Raw genomic sequence first — 19,368 nt, 5'->3', positions numbered from 1 at the left:
GACGCCCCCGGCGCGCGAGGCGGCGGGGGCGTTGGAGCAGTGCGGGATGCCGCGCTCAGGCCTTGGGGCGCGAGGCGAACTCCTGGAAGTAGGCCTGGGGCTCCTCGCGGGCCGTGAGGCTGACGTTGTCGCGCCCGAGCACCAGGTTCCAGGCCCAGCCGCTGAAGACGCGCAGCTTGCGCTCCCACATCGGGATGGCGAGACCGTGGTAGCCGCGGTGCATGACCCAGCCGATGACGCCCTTGATGGCGATGCGGCCCGACTGGAACACGCCGTGGCCGAGGCCGAGGCCCGCGACGGCGCCGAGGTTCTTGTGCTCGTAGTCCTTCGGCTCCTCGCCGCGCAGGACGGCGACGAGGTTCTTGGCGAGGCGCTTGCCCTGCCGCACCGCGTGCTGCGCGTTGGGAACGCAGAAGCCGCCCACTCCCCCGCCCGACAGGTCGGGCACGGCGGAGACGTCGCCGGCGGCCCAGGCGCCCTCGACGATCTCGCCGTCCTCGGTGTGCACGCGGAGGTCGGCGCGGGTGCGGATGCGGCCGCGCTCCTCGAGCGGCAGGTCGGTGCCGCGCACGACGGGGTTGGCCATGACGCCCGCCGTCCAGATGATGAGGTCGCTCTCGAAGCTCTCGCCCGTCGACAGCTCGATGACGCCGTCGACGGCGCTCGTCAGCTGGGTGTCGAGGTGCACCGTCGCCGCGCGCTGCGCGAGGTTCTTCAGAACCCAGTGGCTGGTCTCGAGCGAGACCTCGGGCATGATGCGGCCCATCGCCTCGATGAGGTGGAAGTGAGTGTCGTCGATCGTGAGCTGCGGGTAGTCCTTGAGCAGGGCGCTCGCGAGCGCGCGCAGCTCGGCGAAGGTCTCGATGCCGGCGAAGCCACCGCCGACGACGACGACGGTCAGCAGGCGGTCGCGGTCGGGGCCCGCGGGCAGCAGGGCGGCCTTGGCGAAGTTGTCGAGCAGCCGGTCGCGCACGGCGACGGCCTCCTCGATCGACTTCATGCCGATCGCGTTGTCGGCGACGCCGGGGATGGGGAAGGTGCGCGAGACGGCGCCGGCGGTGACGACGATGTGGTCGTACTCCATCTGCCAGGGCTCGCCGACCTCGGGCGTGATGGTGGCCGTGCGGGTGGCGTGCTCGATGCCCGTGACCTTGGCCGTGATGACGGTGGTCTTCTTCAGGTGGCGGCGCAGCGAGACCACGGAGTGCCGGGGCTCGATCTGCCCGGCGGCCACCTCGGGGAGGAACGGCTGGTAGGTCATGTACGGCAGCGGGTCGACGACGACGACCTCGGCCTCACCCTTGAGCAACCACTTCTCGAGCTTGAGAGCGGTGTAGAAGCCGGCGTAGCCGCCACCGACGATCAGGATTCTGGGCACGGTCGTAGGTCTCCTTGCTGGTGGTGGTCCTCGTCAATCTACAGCGTGCGCCGCTGGCGGACGAAACCGATGACGGCGGCCGCGACGGCACCGATGACGAGCAGCAGGCCCAGGTGCGTCGCGATCGCCACGGGCACGAGGGGCGCGAGCGCGGCGACCACCGGCCGCAGGAGCGCCGCGGGCGGATCGACCGCCGTGCCGCCCGTGCGACCGAGCGACTGCTGCGGCGCGGGGATCTCGAGCACCGTCGACCCGGAATCCGCCCGGCGGTTGACCGCGATCCACCGCTCGAGGCTGCCGAGCGGGTTCGCGACGACGCTCGGCGACGACGCGCGCACGGCCGCCTCGGCGTCGATGTACCCGTAGCCGTAGAGGGGGTCGGGCACGGTCGCCGTCACGGGGCGCGCGGTCGCGATGATGCGCTGGATTACCTGCGCAGCCGTCTCGTCGGGGTGCGCGGCGCGCACGAGCGCGGCGATGCCGGCGACGATCGGCGTCGCGCCGCTCGTGCCCTGCCAGAGCACGTGCCCACCGCCGGGCACGGACCCGACGAGCTGCTCGCTCGGCGCCACCACCGAGATGGAGATGCCCTGGGAGGAGGCCTCGTCGCTCGCGATGCCCGCGCGGGTGACCCCGCCGACGGTGAGCACGCCGGGGATCGTCGCCGGCGCTCCGACCTGGTCGGTGCCGCTGCCGCGGTTGCCGGCCGCGGCGATCACGACGACGTCGTTCCGCTCCGCGTAGAGGAAGGCGTCGTCCCAGCTCTCGGGCCAGTCGACGGTGTTGCGGGTGAGGGAGAGCGAGATGACGTCGGCACCGGCATCCACCGCCCAGCGCACCGCCTCGGCGACCTGCACGTCGCCGTCGCGCGCGCCCGCCCCGAACGCGAGCGAGGCGCTCAGCAGGTCGGCCTCGGGTGCGGCGCCGATGACGCCGTCGTCGGGCCCGCTGCCCCGCCCGGCGGCGAGCGAGGCCACCATCGTGCCGTGGTCGGGCCGCTCGACGCCGACGGGGCGCGTGCCGTCGGGCGAGCCCTCGCCCGAGACGTCGGTGCCGCCGACGACCGAGCCGCGCAGATCGCGGTGCTCGTCATCGACGCCCGAGTCGATGATCGCGATCGAGACCCCGGCGCCGCGGGTCACCTGCCATGCCGCGCGGATGCCGTACTCATCGAGCCAGTACTGCCGATCGCGCACGGCGTCGGCCGCGGCGGAGGGCGCGGGCAGCACCGTCGACCCCGCGCCGGAGAGCGCCGCGCCGCCGAGGAGGGCGGCGGCGATGAGGAGGCTCAGGCTCCGCGCTGATCGGGGGCGCACGTGCAGACCTCCGGGCTCCAGTCGCCCTGATCGAGGGCGCGGTCGCCGATCGGGTTGATCCCGCGGCCCGCGGCGAGGGCATGGCCGAGCAGCGCGTGCAGGCACTTCACCCGCGTGGGCATCCCGCCGGCGGAGTAGCCCTCGACCTCGGGCACCGAGAGGATCGACTCCCGATCGGCGAGGTACTGCTCGTGCGCCGCGGCGTAGGCGGCCGCGAGCGCGTCGTCCTCGCCCAGCTCGGCCTGCCAGACGGCCATGATGCCCGAGGCCTCCAGACGCGAGGCCGAGGCCGTCGCCCCCGGGTGGGTCAGGTAGTAGAGGGTCGGGAACGGCGTGCCGTTGCCGAGCCGCGGGCGCGTCGCGACGACCGTGGGGGCGCCGCAGACGCAGCGGGCCGGGATGCCGATCACATCCCGCGCGGGCCGCCCCAGCTGCGCGCTGACGATCTCGACGTCCCGCTCGCTGAAGGGGGCGAAGGGCGGCCGGCTCACGGCGCCTCCCCCGGAGCGGGCAGCAGCTCCACGGCGGGCAGCTCGGTGAGCCCGGCGACGAGCAGGGAATCGAGCACGGCCCGGCTCCAATCGATGCGGGTGGTCTGGATGTCGTCGCTCACCGGCTGCACGGCGGTCGATTCGACGGTCGCGCCGTCGTCGATCACGAGGTACGAGATGTCGCCGGGCTTGACGTAGAGCAGTCGGTCGCGGGCCTGGGACTCGATGTAGGCGGGGTCGGACCAGCGGTCGATCTCCTCCTCCAGGCCGCCGACGGCGGCCTCCTGCTCGGCGACGCGGGCCTCGAGCTCGGCGATCTCCTGCTGCTGCTCGACGAGCACGCGCAGCGAGGGGGCGAGCACGACGAGGGCGCCGACGATGAGGAGGAAGACGGTGACGGTGAAGCCGGAGACCTGCAGGTTGCGGAACCAGGCGCTCGTCGCCGGCGCGTCGGCCGGGAGGGCGACGGGGAGCTCGGTGGTCGGACGGCGGGCCATGACTCCAGAGTAGGCGACGGGCCCGCCGCCTCCACGGAGGGAGGGCGGCGGGCCCGTCGATGATGCGGTGGGCGCTACGCGGTGAAGCGGGGGAACGCCGACGACGGCCGAGACGGCCGCCGCCCGCAGCGCCTCCGAGGCCAGAAATGGCCTCGGACCCCCGCGTCGCGGCTACGCCGTGAAGCGGGGGAAGGCGCTGCGGCCCGCGTACACCGCGGCCTCGCCGAGCTCCTCCTCGATGCGCAGCAGCTGGTTGTACTTGGCGACGCGCTCGCTGCGGGCCGGGGCGCCGGTCTTGATCTGGCCGGCGTTGGTGGCGACGGCGAGGTCGGCGATCGTCGTGTCCTCGGTCTCGCCCGAGCGGTGCGAGAGCACGGCGGTGTAGCCGCTGCGCTGGGCGAGCGAGACGGCGTCGAGCGTCTCGGTGAGCGTGCCGATCTGGTTGACCTTCACGAGCAGCGAGTTGGCGGTGCCGTGGGCGATGCCCTTCGCGAGGCGCTTCGGGTTGGTGACGAACAGGTCGTCGCCGACGAGCTGCACCGTCCCGCCGAGCTGCGCGGTGAGGGCGGCCCAGCCCTCCCAGTCGTCCTCGTCCAGCGGGTCCTCGATGGTGACGAGCGGGTACGCGGCGACGAGCTCGGCGTAGAACGCGCTCATCTCCTCGGCCGAGCGGGCCGTGCCCTCGAACTGGTAGGCGCCCTCGCGGAAGAACTCGGTGGCGGCGACGTCGAGGCCGAGCGCGATGTCCTTGCCCGGGGTGAAGCCGACCTTCTCGATGGCCGCGACGAGAAAGTCGAGAGCGGCCTTGGTGCCGGCCAGGTCGGGGGCGAAGCCGCCCTCGTCGCCGAGGCCCGTGGCGAAGCCGCCGGCCTTCAGCTCGCCCTTGAGGGCGTGATAGGTCTCGGCGCCCCAGCGCAGCGCCTCGCTGAAGCTCTCGGCACCGATCGGCAGGATCATGAACTCCTGCACGTCGACGCCGGTGTCGGCGTGGGCGCCGCCGTTGATGACGTTCATCATCGGCACGGGCAGCACGTGGGCGTTGGGGCCGCCGACGTAGCGGAACAGCGGCAGGTCGGCCGAGTCGGCCGCAGCCTTGGCGACGGCGAGCGAGACGCCGAGGATGGCGTTGGCGCCGACCTTGCTCTTGTTGTCGGTGCCGTCGATCGCGATGAGCTCGGCGTCGATCAGGCGCTGGTCGCTCGCGTCGAGATCCTCGATCGCCGGGCCGAGCACGTCGAGCACGGCGTCGACGGCCTTCTGCACGCCCTTGCCGAGGTAGCGGCCCTTGTCGCCGTCGCGCAGCTCGTAGGCCTCGAAGGCACCGGTCGAGGCGCCCGAGGGAACGGCCGCGCGCGAGACGGTGCCATCGTCGAGCAGCACCTCGACCTCGACGGTGGGGTTGCCTCGCGAGTCGAGGATTTCACGGGCTCCGACGGCCTCGATAGCTGCCACTGGTCAGTCTCCTTCAAAGTCTGGACGTGCGGGGGTGGTGGTGTCCGCAGGCGATCCTACTCGCGGGCGGCGACGCCCCGGAGAACGCCCGGCGACGTCAGGCGCTGCGCTCGAGCGGGCGCCAGTCGAGGGCGTCGGGATGCGCGGGGGCGTCCGATCCCACGATGGCGAAGCGGCCGAAGCCGTCGGCGGCGAGCTGGTCGAGGGCTCCGCGCAGGTTCTTCGGCTTCGCCGCGAGACGCACGCGCACGCCCTGCTCGATGAGGAGCGACTTCAGCGCCATGAGCCGCGCCGGGTCGGCGCCGCGATCGTGCAGGAGAGCGGCATCCCCCTCGCCCTGCGCCACCGCGGGCGGCACGAGGTCGATGAGGCGCTCGAAGCCGAGCGAGAAGCCGGTGGCGGGCACCTCGGCGCCGAGGAAGCGGCCGATCATGCCGTCGTAGCGCCCGCCGCCGCCCAGCGAGTAGCCGAGCTCGGGGTGCGCCACCTCGAAGATCGGGCCGGTGTAGTAGCCCATGCCCCGCACGAGGAACGGGTCGAAGACGAGGCGCGCGCGCGGGCCGACGGCGGCGGCGATCGCGGCGAGATCGGCCACGGCCGCGGCGTCGACGCCGGCCGGCAGCGCCGCCGCGACGGACTCGGCGGTGACGTGGCCGGAGGCCTCGGCGGCGGGCTCGGTCGCGGCCGCGAAGCCTGCTTCGGCGCCGAATCCGGCGAAGGCCGGAACCTCGTGCAGCGCGGCGACGGCCTCGCCCGGCATGCCGCGCTCGGCGAGCTCGGCCAGCACGCCCTCGGTGCCGATCTTGTCGAGCTTGTCGAGGGTGATGAGCACCTGCGGGTGGGTCTCGGGCGCGAAGCCGAGCACGTCGAGCATGCTCGTCAGCAGGCGGCGGTCGTTGAGACGGATGCTGCAGCCGCGCAGCCCGAGCGCCTCGAGCGCCTCGCTCGTCGCGGTGATGAGCTCGATCTCGGCGAGCACACCCGGCTCGCCGATGATGTCGATGTCGCACTGCACGAACTGGCGATAGCGGCCCTTCTGCGGCCGCTCGGCCCGCCAGACCGGCGCGATCTGGATGGAGCGGAACACGCCGGGCAGCTTCGCGCGGTTGCTCGCGTAGAAGCGGGCGAGCGGCACCGTGAGGTCGAAGCGCAGGCCGAGGTCGGCGAGATCGAGGGGCCGCTCGGCCGCCTTCAGGTCGTCGACGGTCAGCGCGCGCTTCATGACCGCGAAGGCGAGCTTCTCGTTGTCCCCGCCGAGCCCGGCGTGCAGGCGGCTGGAGTCCTCCATGACGGGCGTCTCGATCTCGTCGAACCCGTGGGCGCGGTACACGCCCCGGATGACGCCGAGCACGTGCTCGCGGTGGGCCTTGTCGGCGGGCAGGAGGTCGCGCATCCCGCGGGGCGGGGTCACCGGGCTGGCCATACCTCGATTCTGTCACGGCGGTCGCGCCCGGCCGGCGCTCGGCCGGCGCCCGCAGCCCGCGCCCGACCCTCCGATGCGACCCGGTGGAGGCTGACCAACCCCTGACGCGCGGGCATCGGTCGAGCACGACTCCGCTACCCTTGACCGCGGGGGACGCGCGCACGGGGGTGCGCCGGTCGCCGGGTCACCGGCATCGATCTCCCGAGGGGTTTCCCTAGCTGGTCGCGGGCATTCGGGTTGCACGCGGCCGGGACGGCGCACCGGCTTCGGCCCGCCGCCGTCGGCGCCCTCGGCATTCGGGTTGTCGGGGGCGCCATAACCCTCCCCTGCCGGGGTTGCCGGGGTTCCGGGTCGCCGGGCTGCCGGCTCGGCTCAGGCGATGCGGCTGCCGCGCGCGAGGCGCACCGCCGGCGTGCGCGTGCGCCGCACGGCGGCGAGGAGCAGTCCCGCGCCGAGCAGGAGGTGCAGCGCGAGCCCGACGAACCAGGTCGGCACGGTCGAGGCGATGACCTCCTCCGGGGTCTGGAAGTCCTCCGGCATCGCCCCCTGGTAGCGGAGCCCCGTGCAGTAGTCGTCGGTGCGCTCGAGCTCGATCGGCACCTGCGCCGAGCGCGCGGCGAAGGCGATCTGGCCGAAGAGGTCGAGCGGGTACCCGTTGCGGTCGTACGACGCCGGAGCGGCGTCGGCGAGCATCACGTAGGGGTTGGCCGCGAGGAAGCCCCAGACGAGATCGGGCCGCGGACTCGTGTAGGTGTACTCGTTGGTGATGCAGGGCGGCTGACCGTCGAATTGGCCCGTCTGCGGATCGGCCTGGGCGTAGTCCGGGTCGATGCTGGTGACCCGCACCTCCGACTGGGTGGCGAGCGATCCGAGTCCGAAGACGATGAGCGTTCCGATGCTGAGCGCGGCGACCACGAGGTACGTCGTCACGACGGAGAACAGCGGGCGCGCGATGAGGCCGCTGAGCCCGACGCCGACGGCGGCGACGACGCCGAGCTCGAGCACGAGCATCCCGAGCGAGGCCAGCAGGGTGTCGAGGCGCACCCCGCCCCCGATCACCGCGAAGAGGAGGAACGGCAGGCTCGCGGCGAGGAAGGTGAGGCCGACCGTCCAGGCGGCGAGGAACTTGCCGAGCACGATCTGGCCCGTGCTGGCGAGGGTCACCTGGGTGGTCGCGAGGTTTCCGGCGTCGCGGTCGCCGTTGATGGCGTTGCCGCTCATGGCCGGGGCGACGAGCGTGCCGACGAGCAGCACGAAGAAGATGATCGCCGAGTAGACGCCGCCGCTCGAGGCCGCGTCGCCGCCGAAGGCCGAGAGCGAGAACCACAGCAGCACCGAGACGATCGCGACGACGACGAACACGATGCTGATGAGCACGACCCAGGCCACCGAGCGGATGCGCTGGCGCAGCTCGAGGCGCACGATCGTGCCCAGGCCGTCGAGGTAGCGGTTCACGAGCGGCCTCCCTTGGCCAGGTCGAGGAAGGTGTGCTCGAGGTCGCCGACCGCCGGGCCGAAGGCGCTGATCGCGACGCCGCGCTCGACGAGGCGGGCCAGCAGCTCGGCGGCCTCGGTCTCGCCGGCGACGGGGACGAGGGCGCCGAGGTGGTCGACCTCGGTCGGGCGCCGGTCGAGCGCGTCGAGCGCCGCCATGAGCGCGGGGCGGTCGAGGGCCCGGATGCGCCAGTCGCGCATCGTCGTGCGGGTCGCCGCGATGCTCTCGGCCGAGGCGGTGACGCCCTGGTCGACGTAGACCGCGGCATCGGCCATCTCGTCGAGCTCGGAGAGCACGTGGCTCGAGACGAGCACCGCCGCGCCCTCGCCGGCGAGCCGGCGCACGAGCACGCGCAGGTCGACGCGCGCCGCCGGGTCGAGGCCCGAGGCCGGCTCGTCGAGCAGCAGGATGCTCGGCCGGTGCACGAGCGCCCGGCCGAGGCTCAGCCGCTGCTTCTGCCCGCGGCTGAGCACGCGCGTGGGCGCATCGGCGAGCGGCTCGAGGCCGACGAGCCGGATGAGCTCGGCCGCCCGCGCCCGCGACAGCTCGGGGCTCAGCTCGTAGAGCCGCCCGGTGGTGACGAGCGTGTCGCGCACGGTCATCGAGCTCCACGAGCCGAGCACGTCGGGCATCCAGCCCATCGCCTGGCGCACGGCGCGCGCGTCGGTGACGGGGTCGTGCCCGGCGATCCGGATCGTGCCCGCGTCGGGCGCCAGCAGCGTCGCGAGCATGAGCAGCAGGGTGGTCTTGCCCGAGCCGTTCGGCCCGATGAGGGCCGTCACGCTGCCGGCGTGGGCCTCGAAGCTCGCGTCGCGCACGGCGTGCACCTCGCCGAAGCGGCGGGACACCCCCTCGACGCTGATGGCGGGTGCGGTCATGAGGGTCAGTCAACCATGCTGCCGCGGCGTTCGGCCTCAGCCGAACGGATGAGTTCCTCGTGGCTCCGGAGGGCGGTGCGCAGGGCGCGCTCGGCGTCGAATCCGCGGGCGCGCGCCGCCGTCGCGAGGGCGAGCAGCTGGATGCCCAGCGCGTGCTCGTCGGCGAGCATCCCCTCGTCGATCGCGACCGGCGGTTCGGGGGCCGCGACGCCCAGATCGGCGGCGCGCCCTGCCACTTTCTCGGCGCGGGCGAGCGCGGGCAGCCCGGCCGGGATGCCGTCGAGCACGGAGGTGCGCGCGGGCTTCTCCTGCGCCTTCCAGCGCTGCCAGTTGGCCGAGACCTCCTCGGCGGTGTCGGCGACCACCTCGCCCTCGCCGAAGACGTGCGGGTGGCGGCCGACCATCTTGGCCATCGAGCGCGCGGCGACGTCCTCGATCGTGAAGGGATCTGTGGGGTGCGCGGCCGCCAGATCGGAGTGGAACAGCACCTGGTAGAGCACGTCGCCGAGCTCCTCGAGCACGTCGTCGCGCGTGCCGTGCTCGATCGCGTCGACGAGCTCGTGCGACTCCTCGATCAGGTACGGGGTGAGGCTCTCGTGGGTCTGCTCGGCGTCCCAGGCGCAGCCGCCGGGGCCGCGCAGGCGCGCCATGACGCCGATGAGCGCGTCGAGGGCGGGGTGCGGCTCGGTGGGGGTGCCGGCGGGGGCGGCGGGGTGCGCGGGGCGGGACTCGGTCATGCGGTCATCCTCGCAGGGCCGGCAGACCGCGGGATGCTCGGCTCAGGCGCGCGCGGGCTGCGCGGCGTCGTCCGCCGCCTCGGCGGGCTCGGGCTGCGGCACGGGCGTGCGGGGCATGGCCGCGGCGAGCGCCGCCGTCGCGAGCGCCGCGACGAGGGTCGCCGCGAACACCGCCGCGGAGGCGTCGATGATCTGCTCGGGGGCGACGCCGGCCGCGGGCTGTGCACCCTCACGACCGACGATGCCGTTCGCGATGGCGCCGAAGATCGCGACGCCGACCGCGCTGCCGATGCTGCGGGCGAAGAGGTTGGTGCCCGTGACGACGCCGCGCTCGTTCCACGGCACGCTCGCCTGCGCCGCGATGAGCGAGGGCGTGGCCACAAGCCCGAGCCCGAGCCCGACGAGGAAGCAGGCGATCGCGACGACGAGCACCGAGGGCGTGCGGGCGGAGAGGGCGAGCACGAGCGATCCGGCGACGACGGCGATCATGCCGAGCAGCACCGTCGTGCGGAACCCGAGACGCAGGTACAGCCGGCCAGAGAGCGAGGCCGAGATCGGCCAGCCGATCGTGAGGGCGGCGAGCGCCAGACCCGCGACGAGCGGGCTCGCGCCGATCGAGCCCTCGAGGAAGGTGGGCACGTAGCTCGTGAGCCCGAACAGCACCGCGCCGACGCCCGTGGAGACGAGGGTCGTCGTGAGCAGCAGGCGCCGCGAGAACACCCAGGTGGGGAGGATGGGCTCGGCGGCGCGCCGCTCCGCGAGCGCGAACGCCGCGAGGAGCACGGCACCGCCGCCGAAGGCGACGGCGCTCTGCCACGACGCCCAGGCCCAGGCCTGGCCGCCCTCGAGCACGCCGAGCAGCAGCAGGATGAGCGAGGCCGTGAGGAGGGCGCCGCCGAGGTAGTCGACCCGGTGGGCGCGGCGCTCGACCGTCTCGTGGAAGGTGCGGATGAGCATCCACCCCGCCAGCAGGCACAGCGGGATGTTGATCAGGAAGATCCACCGCCAGGCGTCGAGCTCGGCGAAGAGCCCGCCGAGGGTCGGGCCGATGACGGCCGAGGCCGCCCAGACGCTCGCGATGTAGCCCTGCACGCGGGCGCGCTCGGCGACCGAGTAGATGTCGCCCGCGATCGTGATCGCCATGGGCCCGACGGCGCCGGCGCCCAGACCCTGGATCGCGCGGAAGGCGATGAGCGCGGGCATGCTCCAGGCGAGGGCGCAGAGGATCGAGCCGAGCAGGAACAGGCCGATGCCGATGAGGATGATCGGCTTGCGCCCCACGACATCGCTGAGCTTCGCGTAGATGGGCACCGAGACGGCCTGGGCGAGCAGGTAGATCGAGAACAGCCACGGGAACTGCTCGAAGCCGCCGAGCTCGTCGACGAGGGTCGGCACGGCCGTGGCGAGGATGGTGGCGTCGATCGCCACGAGCCCCGTGGTGACCATGAGGGCCAGGAGGATGGGCCCGCGGGCGGACCGCAGACCGACGTCGCTCGTGCTCATGCTGCTCCCCATCGCTCCGGGCTGGTGGTGCTCGCCGGACGCGATCGGCGCGGCTTCCGCTCGACCCTGGCACTCGTTCTCGACAGTTCGCCCCGATTCGGCCGTGACAGTCTGGGAGCGTGCTCCCCGACCTCGACTGGCCCGCCCGGCTCGCGGCGCTGGCCCTCGCGCTCGGGGTCGTCGCCCTGCACGGCTGGCGCGCCGCGAGCAAGGACCGCCGCGAGTACCGCCGGTTCCGCCGCTACCGCTCGACCGCGCGCCGGCAGGCCGCGATGCGGCGCTGGCTGCGCGAGTCGTTCGTGCTGCTCGGCGGCTCGGCGGTCGTGCTGATCGCGCTCGTGCACCCCGTCGTCGAGCCGCTGCTGCGCGCGGCTCAGGCGCTGCCCGGCGTGACGGCGGTGCGGGATGCGCTCGGCTCCGGTCTCGGGCTGGGACTGCTGGCGGGCGCCGTCCTCGGCACCGCCGTCGCGACCGCCGCGGGCATCCGCTCGGCGCGCCGCGAGGGCGGCGTCGTCATGATCGGCGACATCGCCGCCCTCCTCCCCCGCAACCGGCCCGAGCTCGTGATCGGGGTCGGCCTCTCGGTCAACGCCGGAGTGGTCGAGGAGCTGCTGTTCCGGCTCGCGATGCCGGCGCTGCTCGTGCTCGTCACGGGCGAGCCCCTGAGCGCGCTCCTGCTCTCGGCGCTGCTGTTCGGGCTGCTGCACGCCTACCAGGGCTGGGCCGGCATGGCCGGGGCCACGGCGATCGGGCTGGTGCTCACCGTCGTCTACGTGCTGAGCGGGAGCATCCTGCTCGTCATCGCACTGCACGTGCTGCTCGACCTGCGCACCCTCGTGCTCATCCCGGCGGCGGTCTACGGGGTGCACCGCGTGCCGGGCTCGGTGCGGATGCCGCCGGTGCTGCGGCCGCTGGCGATCGATCGCACGAGCGACGAGGCCGTCACCGGTTCGGCGACCGAGCAGTGATGCGGGACGGCGCAGAACGCGCCGCCCCGCATGCTGCATTAGCGGCCGAGCTGCCCGCGGATGGCGCCGCCCGGGAACTCCGTGCTGTGGACGTTCACGTAGTAGCCGCTCGGATCGCGCAGCATCTCGCGCAGCAGTGCTCGGTCGACCGTCTCGCATCCGGAGGCGACGTCGGTCGCGCCCGCGAGCGCGGAGAGCGTGATGACGACCGGACCGTTCACGCCGGCCTCGCCGTCGTGGACGTGACCGAAGATCGGCGCGACACCGGAGAACGGGATGTCGTAGCAGAGCTGGCTCTTGCCGACGTTGATCGTGACGGAAGCCGTGCCGGTGGCGTCGGGGTCGCCGCCGGCCGGGCCGACCTCGTTGGCACCGAGGAGGGTCGCGGAGAGCGGACGGCCGGAGGAGCCGTCGGGGACGACCGAGGCCGCCGAGGCGACGAGGGGGACGCTCACGAGGGCCGCCACCGCGGCGGCGGTGATGAGCGAGCGGGAGAGGACGGAGGGGATCATGAGTCGCTCCAATGCGAATCGGGTATCGCAGCGCGGCGCTGCGCCTCCTCAGCGTGAGCGCGGGTCCTCCGACCCGGCCTCCGATTCAGCGAACTGGCGGGCACCCCGCACCCGGTGATCAGGACGCGGCGGGCGCCGCGCTCTCGGTGACCTCGTGAGGAGCGCCGAGCGCCGGCATCATCCGCCTGATGTGATCGATGTCGGCGCGATAGATGTCGAGATGGCCGTCAGCGGCATGCCGCCGGGCGGTCTCGCTCCCTCGCGCTGCCGACTCCTCGATGTGATCGATGAGCGCCCTGACCCTCGGCTCGAGCATCCCGATCGTCGCCGCTCGCTGCGCCGGTGTCGCACCGTACGCGTCGAGGAACCGATGCGCTCGCACCACCTGCGTGGACGGATCGCCGAAGCGGTCGGGGTTGTCCGGCCCCGCGATCGGGGCGAACCGGTACAGGGCGTAGGCGAGATCCCACGCTCGAGGGCCGGGGCGGCACGTGTCGAAATCGATGATCCCGACCGCGCGGGAGCCGTCGAAGACGCAGTTGTACGGGGCGAGATCGCCGTGGCAGACGACCTCGACGGGCTCGAGCGCGCCGAACTGCCAGCCCTCGAGCATGGCCGGAGCGAACGGGGCCGTCGCATCGTGGAACCGGCGCACCAGACGGGCGGCGGAGACGAGCGCGCGCTCGCTCCGGATCGCCGAGGAGAGCGGGTAGTTGCCGACCTCACCGGGCAGGAAGTCGAGCACCTCGCGCCCTTGACCGTCGAAGCCGTGGAAGTCGGGGACCCCGATGACACCGTCGTCCCTCAGTCGTCGAAGCATCGAACCGACCGTCGAGGACCATGGCTGCGCGGAGCGACGGACCGTGCTGCCGACGCGGGTCACCGTCGACGTACCGCCGCCCGTCAGCGTCTCCTCCTCGGGAGGCTCCGATTCCGCTCCGCGGGACATCCGTCCGCTCCGTCCCGCCGACGCCCGTTGCGACCGCTCGTCCCCGAGGGTACGCATCCACGTGGACAGGCCTCGCGATCGGCTCAGACGGCGGGCGCCGCCACCTCGTCGATCTCGTAGAGGGCGCCGAGCGCCTGCGACACCCAGTCGAGGATGAGCGCGTCGTCCGCGCCCGACGGCAGGGGCAGCGTGACGGTGCGGGTCTGGGCGAAGTACTTCGAGCCCGGGTACAGGCGCTGCAGGCGCATCTGGCGCGACTCGGGCAGCTCGCGGCCGACGATGCGCAGATTCGAGCCCATGACGACGACGTCGCTCAGGCCGATCTTCTGGGCGGTGCGGCGCAGCTGCGAGACGCGCAGAAGTGCCAGCACGGGCGCGGGCGGCTCGCCGTAGCGGTCGGCGAGCTCGTCGAGCACCTCGCCGAGCGCGGCGTCGTTGCTCGCCGGAGCGGCCGCCGTCGAGAGCTTCTGGTACGCCTCGAGGCGCAGACGCTCGCTCTCGACGTACTCCTCGGGGATGTGCGCGTCGACGGGCAGCTCGAGCCGCAGCTCGGTCTGCTCGTTGGCCGCGTCGCCGCGGAAGACGCTCACCGCCTCACCGATCATGCGCAGGTAGAGGTCGAAGCCGACACCGGCGATGTGGCCGGCCTGCTCGGCGCCGAGCAGGTTGCCCGCCCCGCGGATCTCGAGATCCTTCATCGCGATCTGCATGCCGCCGCCGAGGTCGCTGTGCGCCGCGAGGGTCTGCAGGCGGTCGTGGGCCGTCTCGGTGAGCGGCTTGAGCTCGTCGTAGAGGAAGTAGGCGTAGGCGCGCTCGCGGCTGCGACCGACGCGGCCGCGCAGCTGGTGCAGCTGGCTGAGGCCGTACTTGTCGGCCCGATCGATGATGAGCGTGTTCGCGTTGGCGACGTCGAGGCCGGTCTCGATGATCGTCGTCGAGACGAGCACGTCGAAGCGGCGCTCCCAGAAGTCGACCATCACCTGCTCGAGGGCCGCCTCGCTCATCTGCCCGTGCGCGACCGCGATGCGCGCATCCGGCACCAGCTCGGCCAGGTGCGCGGCGACCCGGTTGATGCTCGAGACCCGGTTGTGCACGTAGAAGACCTGGCCCTCGCGCAGCAGCTCGCGGTGGATCGCCGCGGTCACCTGCTTGTCGCTGTAGGGGCCGACGAAGGTGAGGATGGGGTGGCGGTCCTCCGGCGGGGTCGCGAGGGTCGACATCTCGCGGATGCCCGTCACGGCCATCTCGAGGGTGCGCGGGATGGGCGTGGCCGACATGGCGAGCACGTCGACGTTGTGCTTGAGCTTCTTCAGCGCGTCCTTGTGCTCGACGCCGAACCGCTGCTCCTCGTCGATGATCACGAGGCCGAGATCCTTGAAGGCGACGCCCTGGCTGAGGATGCGGTGCGTGCCGATGACGACGTCGATCGTGCCGCGCGCGAGCCCGTCGAGGGTCTCCTTCGCCTCCTTGTCGGTCTGGAACCGGCTGAGGGCGCGCAGGTGCACGGGGAACCCGGCGAAGCGCTCGGTGAAGGTCTCGAGGTGCTGCTTGACCAGCAGGGTGGTCGGCACGATCATCGCCACCTGCTTGCCGCCCTGCACGGCCTTGAAGGCGGCGCGCACGGCGACCTCGGTCTTGCCGTAGCCGACGTCGCCCGCGAGCAGGCGGTCCATCGGGATGGGCGACTCCATGTCGCGCTTGACCTCGTCGATCGTGGTCAGCTGATCGGGGGTCTCGGCGTAGGGGAACGCCTCCTCGAGCTCGCGCTGCCAGGGGGTGTCGGGCTCGAAGGCGTGCCCGCGGCTCGACATGCGCGCGGAGTACAGCTTCACGAGCTCGACCGCGATGTCGCGCACCGCGCGGCGGGCCTTGCCCTTCGCCGCCGACCAGTCGCTGCCGCCCATCTTGCTGAGCGCGGGCGCCTCGCCGCCGACGTAGCGGGTGAGCAGGTCGAGCTGGTCGGTGGGCACGTAGAGCTTGTCGCCAGGGAACCCGCGCTTGGAGGGCGCGTACTCGATGACGAGGAACTCGCGGGTGCTCTTGACCGCGTTGCGCCCGCCGGTGGAGACCTCGCGCTGCACGAGCTCGAGGAACCTGCCGATGCCGTGCGTCTGGTGCACGACGTGGTCGCCCGCGACGAGCTGCAGGGGGTCGACGACGTTCTTGCGCCGGCTGGCGAGCTTCTTCGGGGCGCGGGAGTCGTAGCCGACGCTGCGCCCGTAGAACTCGGATTCGCTCAGCAGGCCGAGCTGGATCTCGGGCAGCTCGAAGCCGTGCTCGACGGCGCCGCGCAGCAGGTAGACGACGCCCGCATCGAGCGTCTCGGGCAGCTCGTCGACGGCCCGCGCCGCGACCTCCTGCTCGCCCAGCACGACGCCCGCGCGCTCGACCAGGCCCGCTCCCTGCGCCACGACGATCATCGTCCAGCCCGCGCGCACGCGATCGACGACGTGGTCGACGGCGCCGCCCGCCCTGCCGGCGAACGTGGGCGCCTCGTCGGCCTCGATGCGCAGGATGCCCGGATCATCGCCGTTGAAGGAGCTCACGGTGAACCAGTCGCGCTCCCCCGCGGCCTCGTGCAGGCCGTCGACGGTGAGGAAGTCGCCCGCGTCGAGGTCGATCGGCGCCTCGGCCCCCGCGGTGGCGGCGTGCCAGGCGGCGGTGAGGAACTCGCGGTTCGTCTCGACGAGGTTCTTGGCGCGGCTCGCGACCCGCTCGGGGCTGAGCACGGCGATCGCCGCGCGCGGCGGCAGGTAGTGGGTGAGCGGCACGAGCCGGTCGACGAGCGCGGGCGCGAGGCTCTCCATGCCCTCGACGGGGATCCCCTCCGCGATCTTGGCGAGCATCTGCTGCATGCTCGGGAACTCGTGCACCATCTCGGCAGCGCGCTGCCGCACGCCGGCCGTCAGCAGCATCTCGCGCGTCGGCGGCAGCTCGATGCGCTGCAGCTCGGTCGGCAGCGAGCGCTGGTCGGCCACCGAGAAGTCACGCAGCTGCTCGACCTCGTCGCCGAAGAACTCCACGCGCACGGGATGCTCGGCGACGGCCGGGAACACGTCGAGGATTCCGCCGCGCACCGCGAACTCCCCGCGGCGGGTGACCATGTCGACGCGCGCGTACGCGAGGTCGACGAGCCTGCTGACGACGGCCGTGAGGTCCTGCCCGCGTGCTCCGCGCTCGAGCACGACCGGCTCGATCTCGGTGAGCCCCGTGGGCAGCGGCTGCAGCACCGCCCGCACCGAGGCGACGACGATGAGCGGGGCGGAGGGTTGCGCCGCCCACGCCTCGAGCGCGCGCAGCGTGCGGATGCGGCGGCCGACGGTCTCGACGCCCGGGCTGAGACGCTCGTGCGGCAGGGTCTCCCACGCGGGGAGGTCGAGGATCGTGGCCGAGGGGGCGAGCGTGCGCAGGGCATCCTGCACCTGCTCGGATTCACGACCGGTCGCCGTGATCGCCAGCAGGCACTGCGGGCCCTCGCGACGCTCGAGCATGGCCGCCAGCAGAGGCACGCGCAGGCCCTCGACGACCGAGAACCCGGTCGGGTCGGAGGCGTGATCGAGTGCGCGCGCGATCGTTCGGGCGCGCGACAGGGCCGGGATCAACCGCTCGAGACTCACCCGAGAATCCTACGCGCGGCCGCCTGGGCGAACCGGCGACGGGATGCTGCGCTCAGGGCCGAGGAGCGTGCCAGCGCTGCTGCGCCGAGGTCAGGCCGTCGTCGATCACGTCCTGCACCGCGTCGGCGGCGTCGCCCAGCACGATCGACAGCCGGGCGCGCTCGGCGCCGGCGAAATCCTTCAGCACGTACTCGGCCGGATCCTGCCGACCCGGAGGGCGGCCGATGCCGATCCGCACGCGCAGGAACTGCGGGGTGCCGAGGGCCTTGATGATGTCGCGCACGCCGTTCTGGCCGCCGTGACCGCCATCGGCCTTGAGCCGGATGGTCTCGAAGGGCAGGTCGAGGTCGTCGTGCAGCACGATCGTGCGCTCGGGCGGGATGCCGAAGTACTTCGCCGCGCTCGAGACGGGGCCGCCGGAGGTGTTCATGTAGCTCATCGGCTTGATGAGCACGAGCTTCGGCCCGCCGGGGCGCAGTCGGCCCTCGGCGAGCATCGTGGTGGTGCGGTGACGGCTGAAGCGCGCGCCGATCTGGTCGGCGAGCTCGTCGAGCGCCATCTGCCCGACGTTGTGGCGGTTGCCGGCGTAGCCGGGCCCGGGGTTGCCGAGCCCGGCTACGAGCCACACGTTCTCATCGGCCATCGACCGATCCTCCGCGCGGCGCCGGATGCCGAAGATGGTGCCTACTCGGACTTCTCGTCGTCGCCGGCGACCTCGTCGGCGTCGGCCGACTCGTCGCCCTCGGCGGTCTCGCCCTCGGCGCCCTCGGCCGACTCGTCGCCCTCGGCGTCGGAGGTGAGGTCGAGCTGCGGCACGGTGATGTTGACCACGAGCGTCTCGGGGTCGGTGATGAGCGTGGTGCCCTTGGGCAGCTCGACCTGGCCGGCGAGGATCTGCGTGCCCTCCTCGAGGCCCTCGACCGAGACGGTGAAGGACTCGGGGATGTGGGTGGCCTCGGCCTCGACGCTCAGGGTCGTCGCGTCGAGCATGGCGACGGTGCCGGCGAACGACTCGCCCTCGACGTGCACGGGCACGTCGACGACGACCTTCTCGCCCTTGCGCACGACGATGAGGTCGATGTGCTCGATGAGCTGGCGCACCGGGTCCTTCTGGACGTCCTTCACGAGGGCGAGCTGCTCGTCGCCGTCGATGTCGAGCGTGAGGACGAGGTTCGCCTTGCGCAGCAGGAGCGCGGTCTCGTGGCCGGGCAGGGCCACGTGGCGGGGCTCGGTGCCGTGGCCGTAGATGACCGCGGGGATCTTGTTGAGGGCGCGCAGCTTGCGGGCCGCGCCCTTGCCGAAGCTCGTGCGCGTCTCGGCGGAGAGGTGGGTGTTCTCGGACATGGTGATGCTCCTTGATTCGGGGGGCCTCGAGGCCCGGTCGTGTGTGTCAACTCGAACGCTGGATCGCGTGAGGAAAGACCTGGTGCCTAACCCACCGCGTCGATTACGAAGGACGGTGATCGCCCTTCCTCGCCGAAGTTCAGCCGTCAGTCTAGCCGACCGGCACCCCGGGCGCGTCGGGGGCGTCGGGGGCCTCGGCGACGAGGGCGGCCACCTGCGCCGCGAGGGACGCGATCGACTGCACGCCGTCGAGTCGCACGATGCGCTCGCCCTGCCCCGCGGGCTCGAGAGCGGTGAGCTGCGAGTCGAGCAGGCTCGCCGGCATGAAGTGCCCCCGCCGCGTCGCGAGGCGCTGCTCGAGCACCGCGCGCGGCACGTCGAGCAGCGCGAAGAGCGTTCCCGGCGCGAGCTCGCGCAGCCGCGCGCGGTACCGCCGGGTGAGGGCGCTGCACGCCATGATGCACGGCGCCGCGGCGCGCAGCTCGCCGCCCACGGCGTCGAGCCAGGGCGCCCGGTCGGCGTCGTCGAGAGGGATGCCGCGGGCCATCTTCTCGACGTTGGCGCGCGGATGCAGGTCGTCGGCGTCGAGGAACGGGATGCCCGCGGCCGCGGCCGCCTGCCGCCCGACGACCGTCTTGCCGGCGGCCGAGACGCCCATGAGCACGAGCGAGGGGCGGGAGCCGGGCATCCCCCCACCGTAGCGAGGCCCCCGCCGGATCGCCGGATCGCCCCCGCGCAGCGCCGAGCAATAAGCTGGGGCGGACCCCACCCGCTCGCGACGGTCATCGACGCGCCGCGACGCCCCCTTC

General features: G+C 72.9%; 17 protein-coding genes. 1 reads left to right on the top strand and 16 read right to left on the bottom strand.

Translation table 11 applies throughout. The features are described 5' to 3' along the window. Nucleotides 1-55 precede the first annotated feature (55 nt). The 10 genes from OVN18_RS08225 to OVN18_RS08180 all read right to left on the bottom strand — a co-directional run bounded on the left by OVN18_RS08225 (nt 56) and on the right by OVN18_RS08180 (nt 11,169). On the bottom strand, nt 56-1,378 hold the full coding sequence (locus OVN18_RS08225; RefSeq protein WP_267739206.1) for an NAD(P)/FAD-dependent oxidoreductase: 1,323 nt from the start codon (nt 1,376-1,378) through the stop codon (nt 56-58). A gap of 38 nt (nt 1,379-1,416) precedes the next feature. Further along, entirely contained in the window at nt 1,417-2,694 is a 1,278-nt protein-coding gene (locus tag OVN18_RS08220) for a S8 family peptidase (protein ID WP_267780232.1), read from the bottom strand. Then, a complete protein-coding gene (locus OVN18_RS08215) occupies nt 2,667-3,185 on the bottom strand; it encodes a DUF501 domain-containing protein (RefSeq protein WP_267780231.1) in 519 nt (172 codons plus the stop codon). Before OVN18_RS08215 ends, OVN18_RS08220 begins: the two co-directional genes overlap by 28 nt. After that, the gene (locus tag OVN18_RS08210) at nt 3,182-3,682 is read right to left on the bottom strand and encodes an FtsB family cell division protein (RefSeq protein WP_267739203.1); all 501 of its coding nucleotides are present in this window, start codon (nt 3,680-3,682) and stop codon (nt 3,182-3,184) included. Before OVN18_RS08210 ends, OVN18_RS08215 begins: the two co-directional genes overlap by 4 nt. Nucleotides 3,683-3,853: 171 nt before the next feature. Then, complete coding sequence (gene eno, locus OVN18_RS08205) at nt 3,854-5,134, bottom strand: phosphopyruvate hydratase (RefSeq protein WP_267780230.1); 1,281 nt, start codon at nt 5,132-5,134, stop codon at nt 3,854-3,856. Nucleotides 5,135-5,231: 97 nt separating this feature from the next. Next, nucleotides 5,232-6,557 carry a histidine--tRNA ligase gene (gene hisS / locus OVN18_RS08200; RefSeq protein WP_267780229.1) on the bottom strand — a complete coding sequence of 442 codons (1,326 nt, stop codon included), beginning with the start codon at nt 6,555-6,557 and terminating at the stop codon, nt 5,232-5,234. Nucleotides 6,558-6,929: 372 nt separating this feature from the next. Continuing rightward, a complete protein-coding gene (locus OVN18_RS08195) occupies nt 6,930-8,012 on the bottom strand; it encodes an ABC transporter permease (RefSeq protein ID WP_267780228.1) in 1,083 nt (360 codons plus the stop codon). Further along, a complete protein-coding gene (locus OVN18_RS08190; RefSeq protein ID WP_267780226.1) occupies nt 8,009-8,929 on the bottom strand; it encodes an ABC transporter ATP-binding protein in 921 nt (306 codons plus the stop codon). The genes OVN18_RS08195 and OVN18_RS08190 overlap by 4 nt, the downstream gene beginning before the upstream one ends. A gap of 5 nt (nt 8,930-8,934) precedes the next feature. Then, nucleotides 8,935-9,666 carry a MazG family protein gene (locus OVN18_RS08185; RefSeq protein ID WP_267780225.1) on the bottom strand — a complete coding sequence of 244 codons (732 nt, stop codon included), beginning with the start codon at nt 9,664-9,666 and terminating at the stop codon, nt 8,935-8,937. 42 nt (nt 9,667-9,708) lie between these two features. Further along, nucleotides 9,709-11,169: an MFS transporter gene (locus OVN18_RS08180; protein ID WP_267780223.1), complete on the bottom strand. Its 1,461-nt coding sequence runs from the start codon at nt 11,167-11,169 to the stop codon at nt 9,709-9,711. 119 nt (nt 11,170-11,288) lie between these two features. On the opposite strand from OVN18_RS08180, the gene OVN18_RS08175 reads away from it, so the two are divergent. Continuing rightward, entirely contained in the window at nt 11,289-12,137 is an 849-nt protein-coding gene (locus tag OVN18_RS08175; protein ID WP_267780222.1) for a CPBP family intramembrane glutamic endopeptidase, read from the top strand. A gap of 38 nt (nt 12,138-12,175) precedes the next feature. Here the strand turns inward: OVN18_RS08175 and OVN18_RS08170 are convergent, their stop codons facing one another. The 6 genes from OVN18_RS08170 to OVN18_RS08145 form a co-directional block, all read right to left on the bottom strand. Then, on the bottom strand, nt 12,176-12,649 hold the full coding sequence (locus OVN18_RS08170; RefSeq protein ID WP_267780221.1) for a CHRD domain-containing protein: 474 nt from the start codon (nt 12,647-12,649) through the stop codon (nt 12,176-12,178). A gap of 118 nt (nt 12,650-12,767) precedes the next feature. After that, the gene (locus OVN18_RS08165; protein ID WP_267780220.1) at nt 12,768-13,469 is read right to left on the bottom strand and encodes a phosphotransferase; all 702 of its coding nucleotides are present in this window, start codon (nt 13,467-13,469) and stop codon (nt 12,768-12,770) included. A 212-nt stretch (nt 13,470-13,681) separates the two neighbouring features. After that, nucleotides 13,682-17,215, bottom strand: coding sequence for a transcription-repair coupling factor (gene mfd, locus OVN18_RS08160; RefSeq protein ID WP_267780218.1), 3,534 nt, complete (start codon nt 17,213-17,215; stop codon nt 13,682-13,684). A gap of 52 nt (nt 17,216-17,267) precedes the next feature. Beyond that, nucleotides 17,268-17,858 carry an aminoacyl-tRNA hydrolase gene (gene pth, locus OVN18_RS08155; RefSeq protein WP_267739191.1) on the bottom strand — a complete coding sequence of 197 codons (591 nt, stop codon included), beginning with the start codon at nt 17,856-17,858 and terminating at the stop codon, nt 17,268-17,270. Between the two features lie 41 nt (nt 17,859-17,899). Next, a complete protein-coding gene (locus OVN18_RS08150) occupies nt 17,900-18,559 on the bottom strand; it encodes a 50S ribosomal protein L25/general stress protein Ctc (protein ID WP_267780217.1) in 660 nt (219 codons plus the stop codon). A 151-nt stretch (nt 18,560-18,710) separates the two neighbouring features. Further along, nucleotides 18,711-19,247, bottom strand: a complete 537-nt coding sequence (locus OVN18_RS08145; RefSeq protein ID WP_267780216.1) for a gluconokinase — start codon at nt 19,245-19,247, stop codon at nt 18,711-18,713. Between the last annotated feature and the right edge of the window lie 121 nt (nt 19,248-19,368).

The organism is Microcella daejeonensis (assembly GCF_026625045.1).
GTDB lineage: Bacteria > Actinomycetota > Actinomycetes > Actinomycetales > Microbacteriaceae > Microcella > Microcella daejeonensis.
Note: the sequence above shows the minus strand (reverse complement) of the source record. Positions and strands in the feature narration are given on the sequence as shown.

Coding starts and splice junctions, on each gene's coding strand:
- OVN18_RS08210 (WP_267739203.1), bottom strand. CDS start 3,682: ATGGCCCGCCGTCCGACCACCGAGCTCCCCGTCGCCCTCCCGGCCGAC.
- hisS (WP_267780229.1), bottom strand. CDS start 6,557: ATGGCCAGCCCGGTGACCCCGCCCCGCGGGATGCGCGACCTCCTGCCC.
- OVN18_RS08190 (WP_267780226.1), bottom strand. CDS start 8,929: ATGACCGCACCCGCCATCAGCGTCGAGGGGGTGTCCCGCCGCTTCGGC.
- OVN18_RS08185 (WP_267780225.1), bottom strand. CDS start 9,666: ATGACCGAGTCCCGCCCCGCGCACCCCGCCGCCCCCGCCGGCACCCCC.
- OVN18_RS08180 (WP_267780223.1), bottom strand. CDS start 11,169: ATGAGCACGAGCGACGTCGGTCTGCGGTCCGCCCGCGGGCCCATCCTC.
- OVN18_RS08170 (WP_267780221.1), bottom strand. CDS start 12,649: ATGATCCCCTCCGTCCTCTCCCGCTCGCTCATCACCGCCGCCGCGGTG.
- OVN18_RS08165 (WP_267780220.1), bottom strand. CDS start 13,469: ATGCTTCGACGACTGAGGGACGACGGTGTCATCGGGGTCCCCGACTTC.
- pth (WP_267739191.1), bottom strand. CDS start 17,858: ATGGCCGATGAGAACGTGTGGCTCGTAGCCGGGCTCGGCAACCCCGGG.
- OVN18_RS08150 (WP_267780217.1), bottom strand. CDS start 18,559: ATGTCCGAGAACACCCACCTCTCCGCCGAGACGCGCACGAGCTTCGGC.
- OVN18_RS08145 (WP_267780216.1), bottom strand. CDS start 19,247: ATGCCCGGCTCCCGCCCCTCGCTCGTGCTCATGGGCGTCTCGGCCGCC.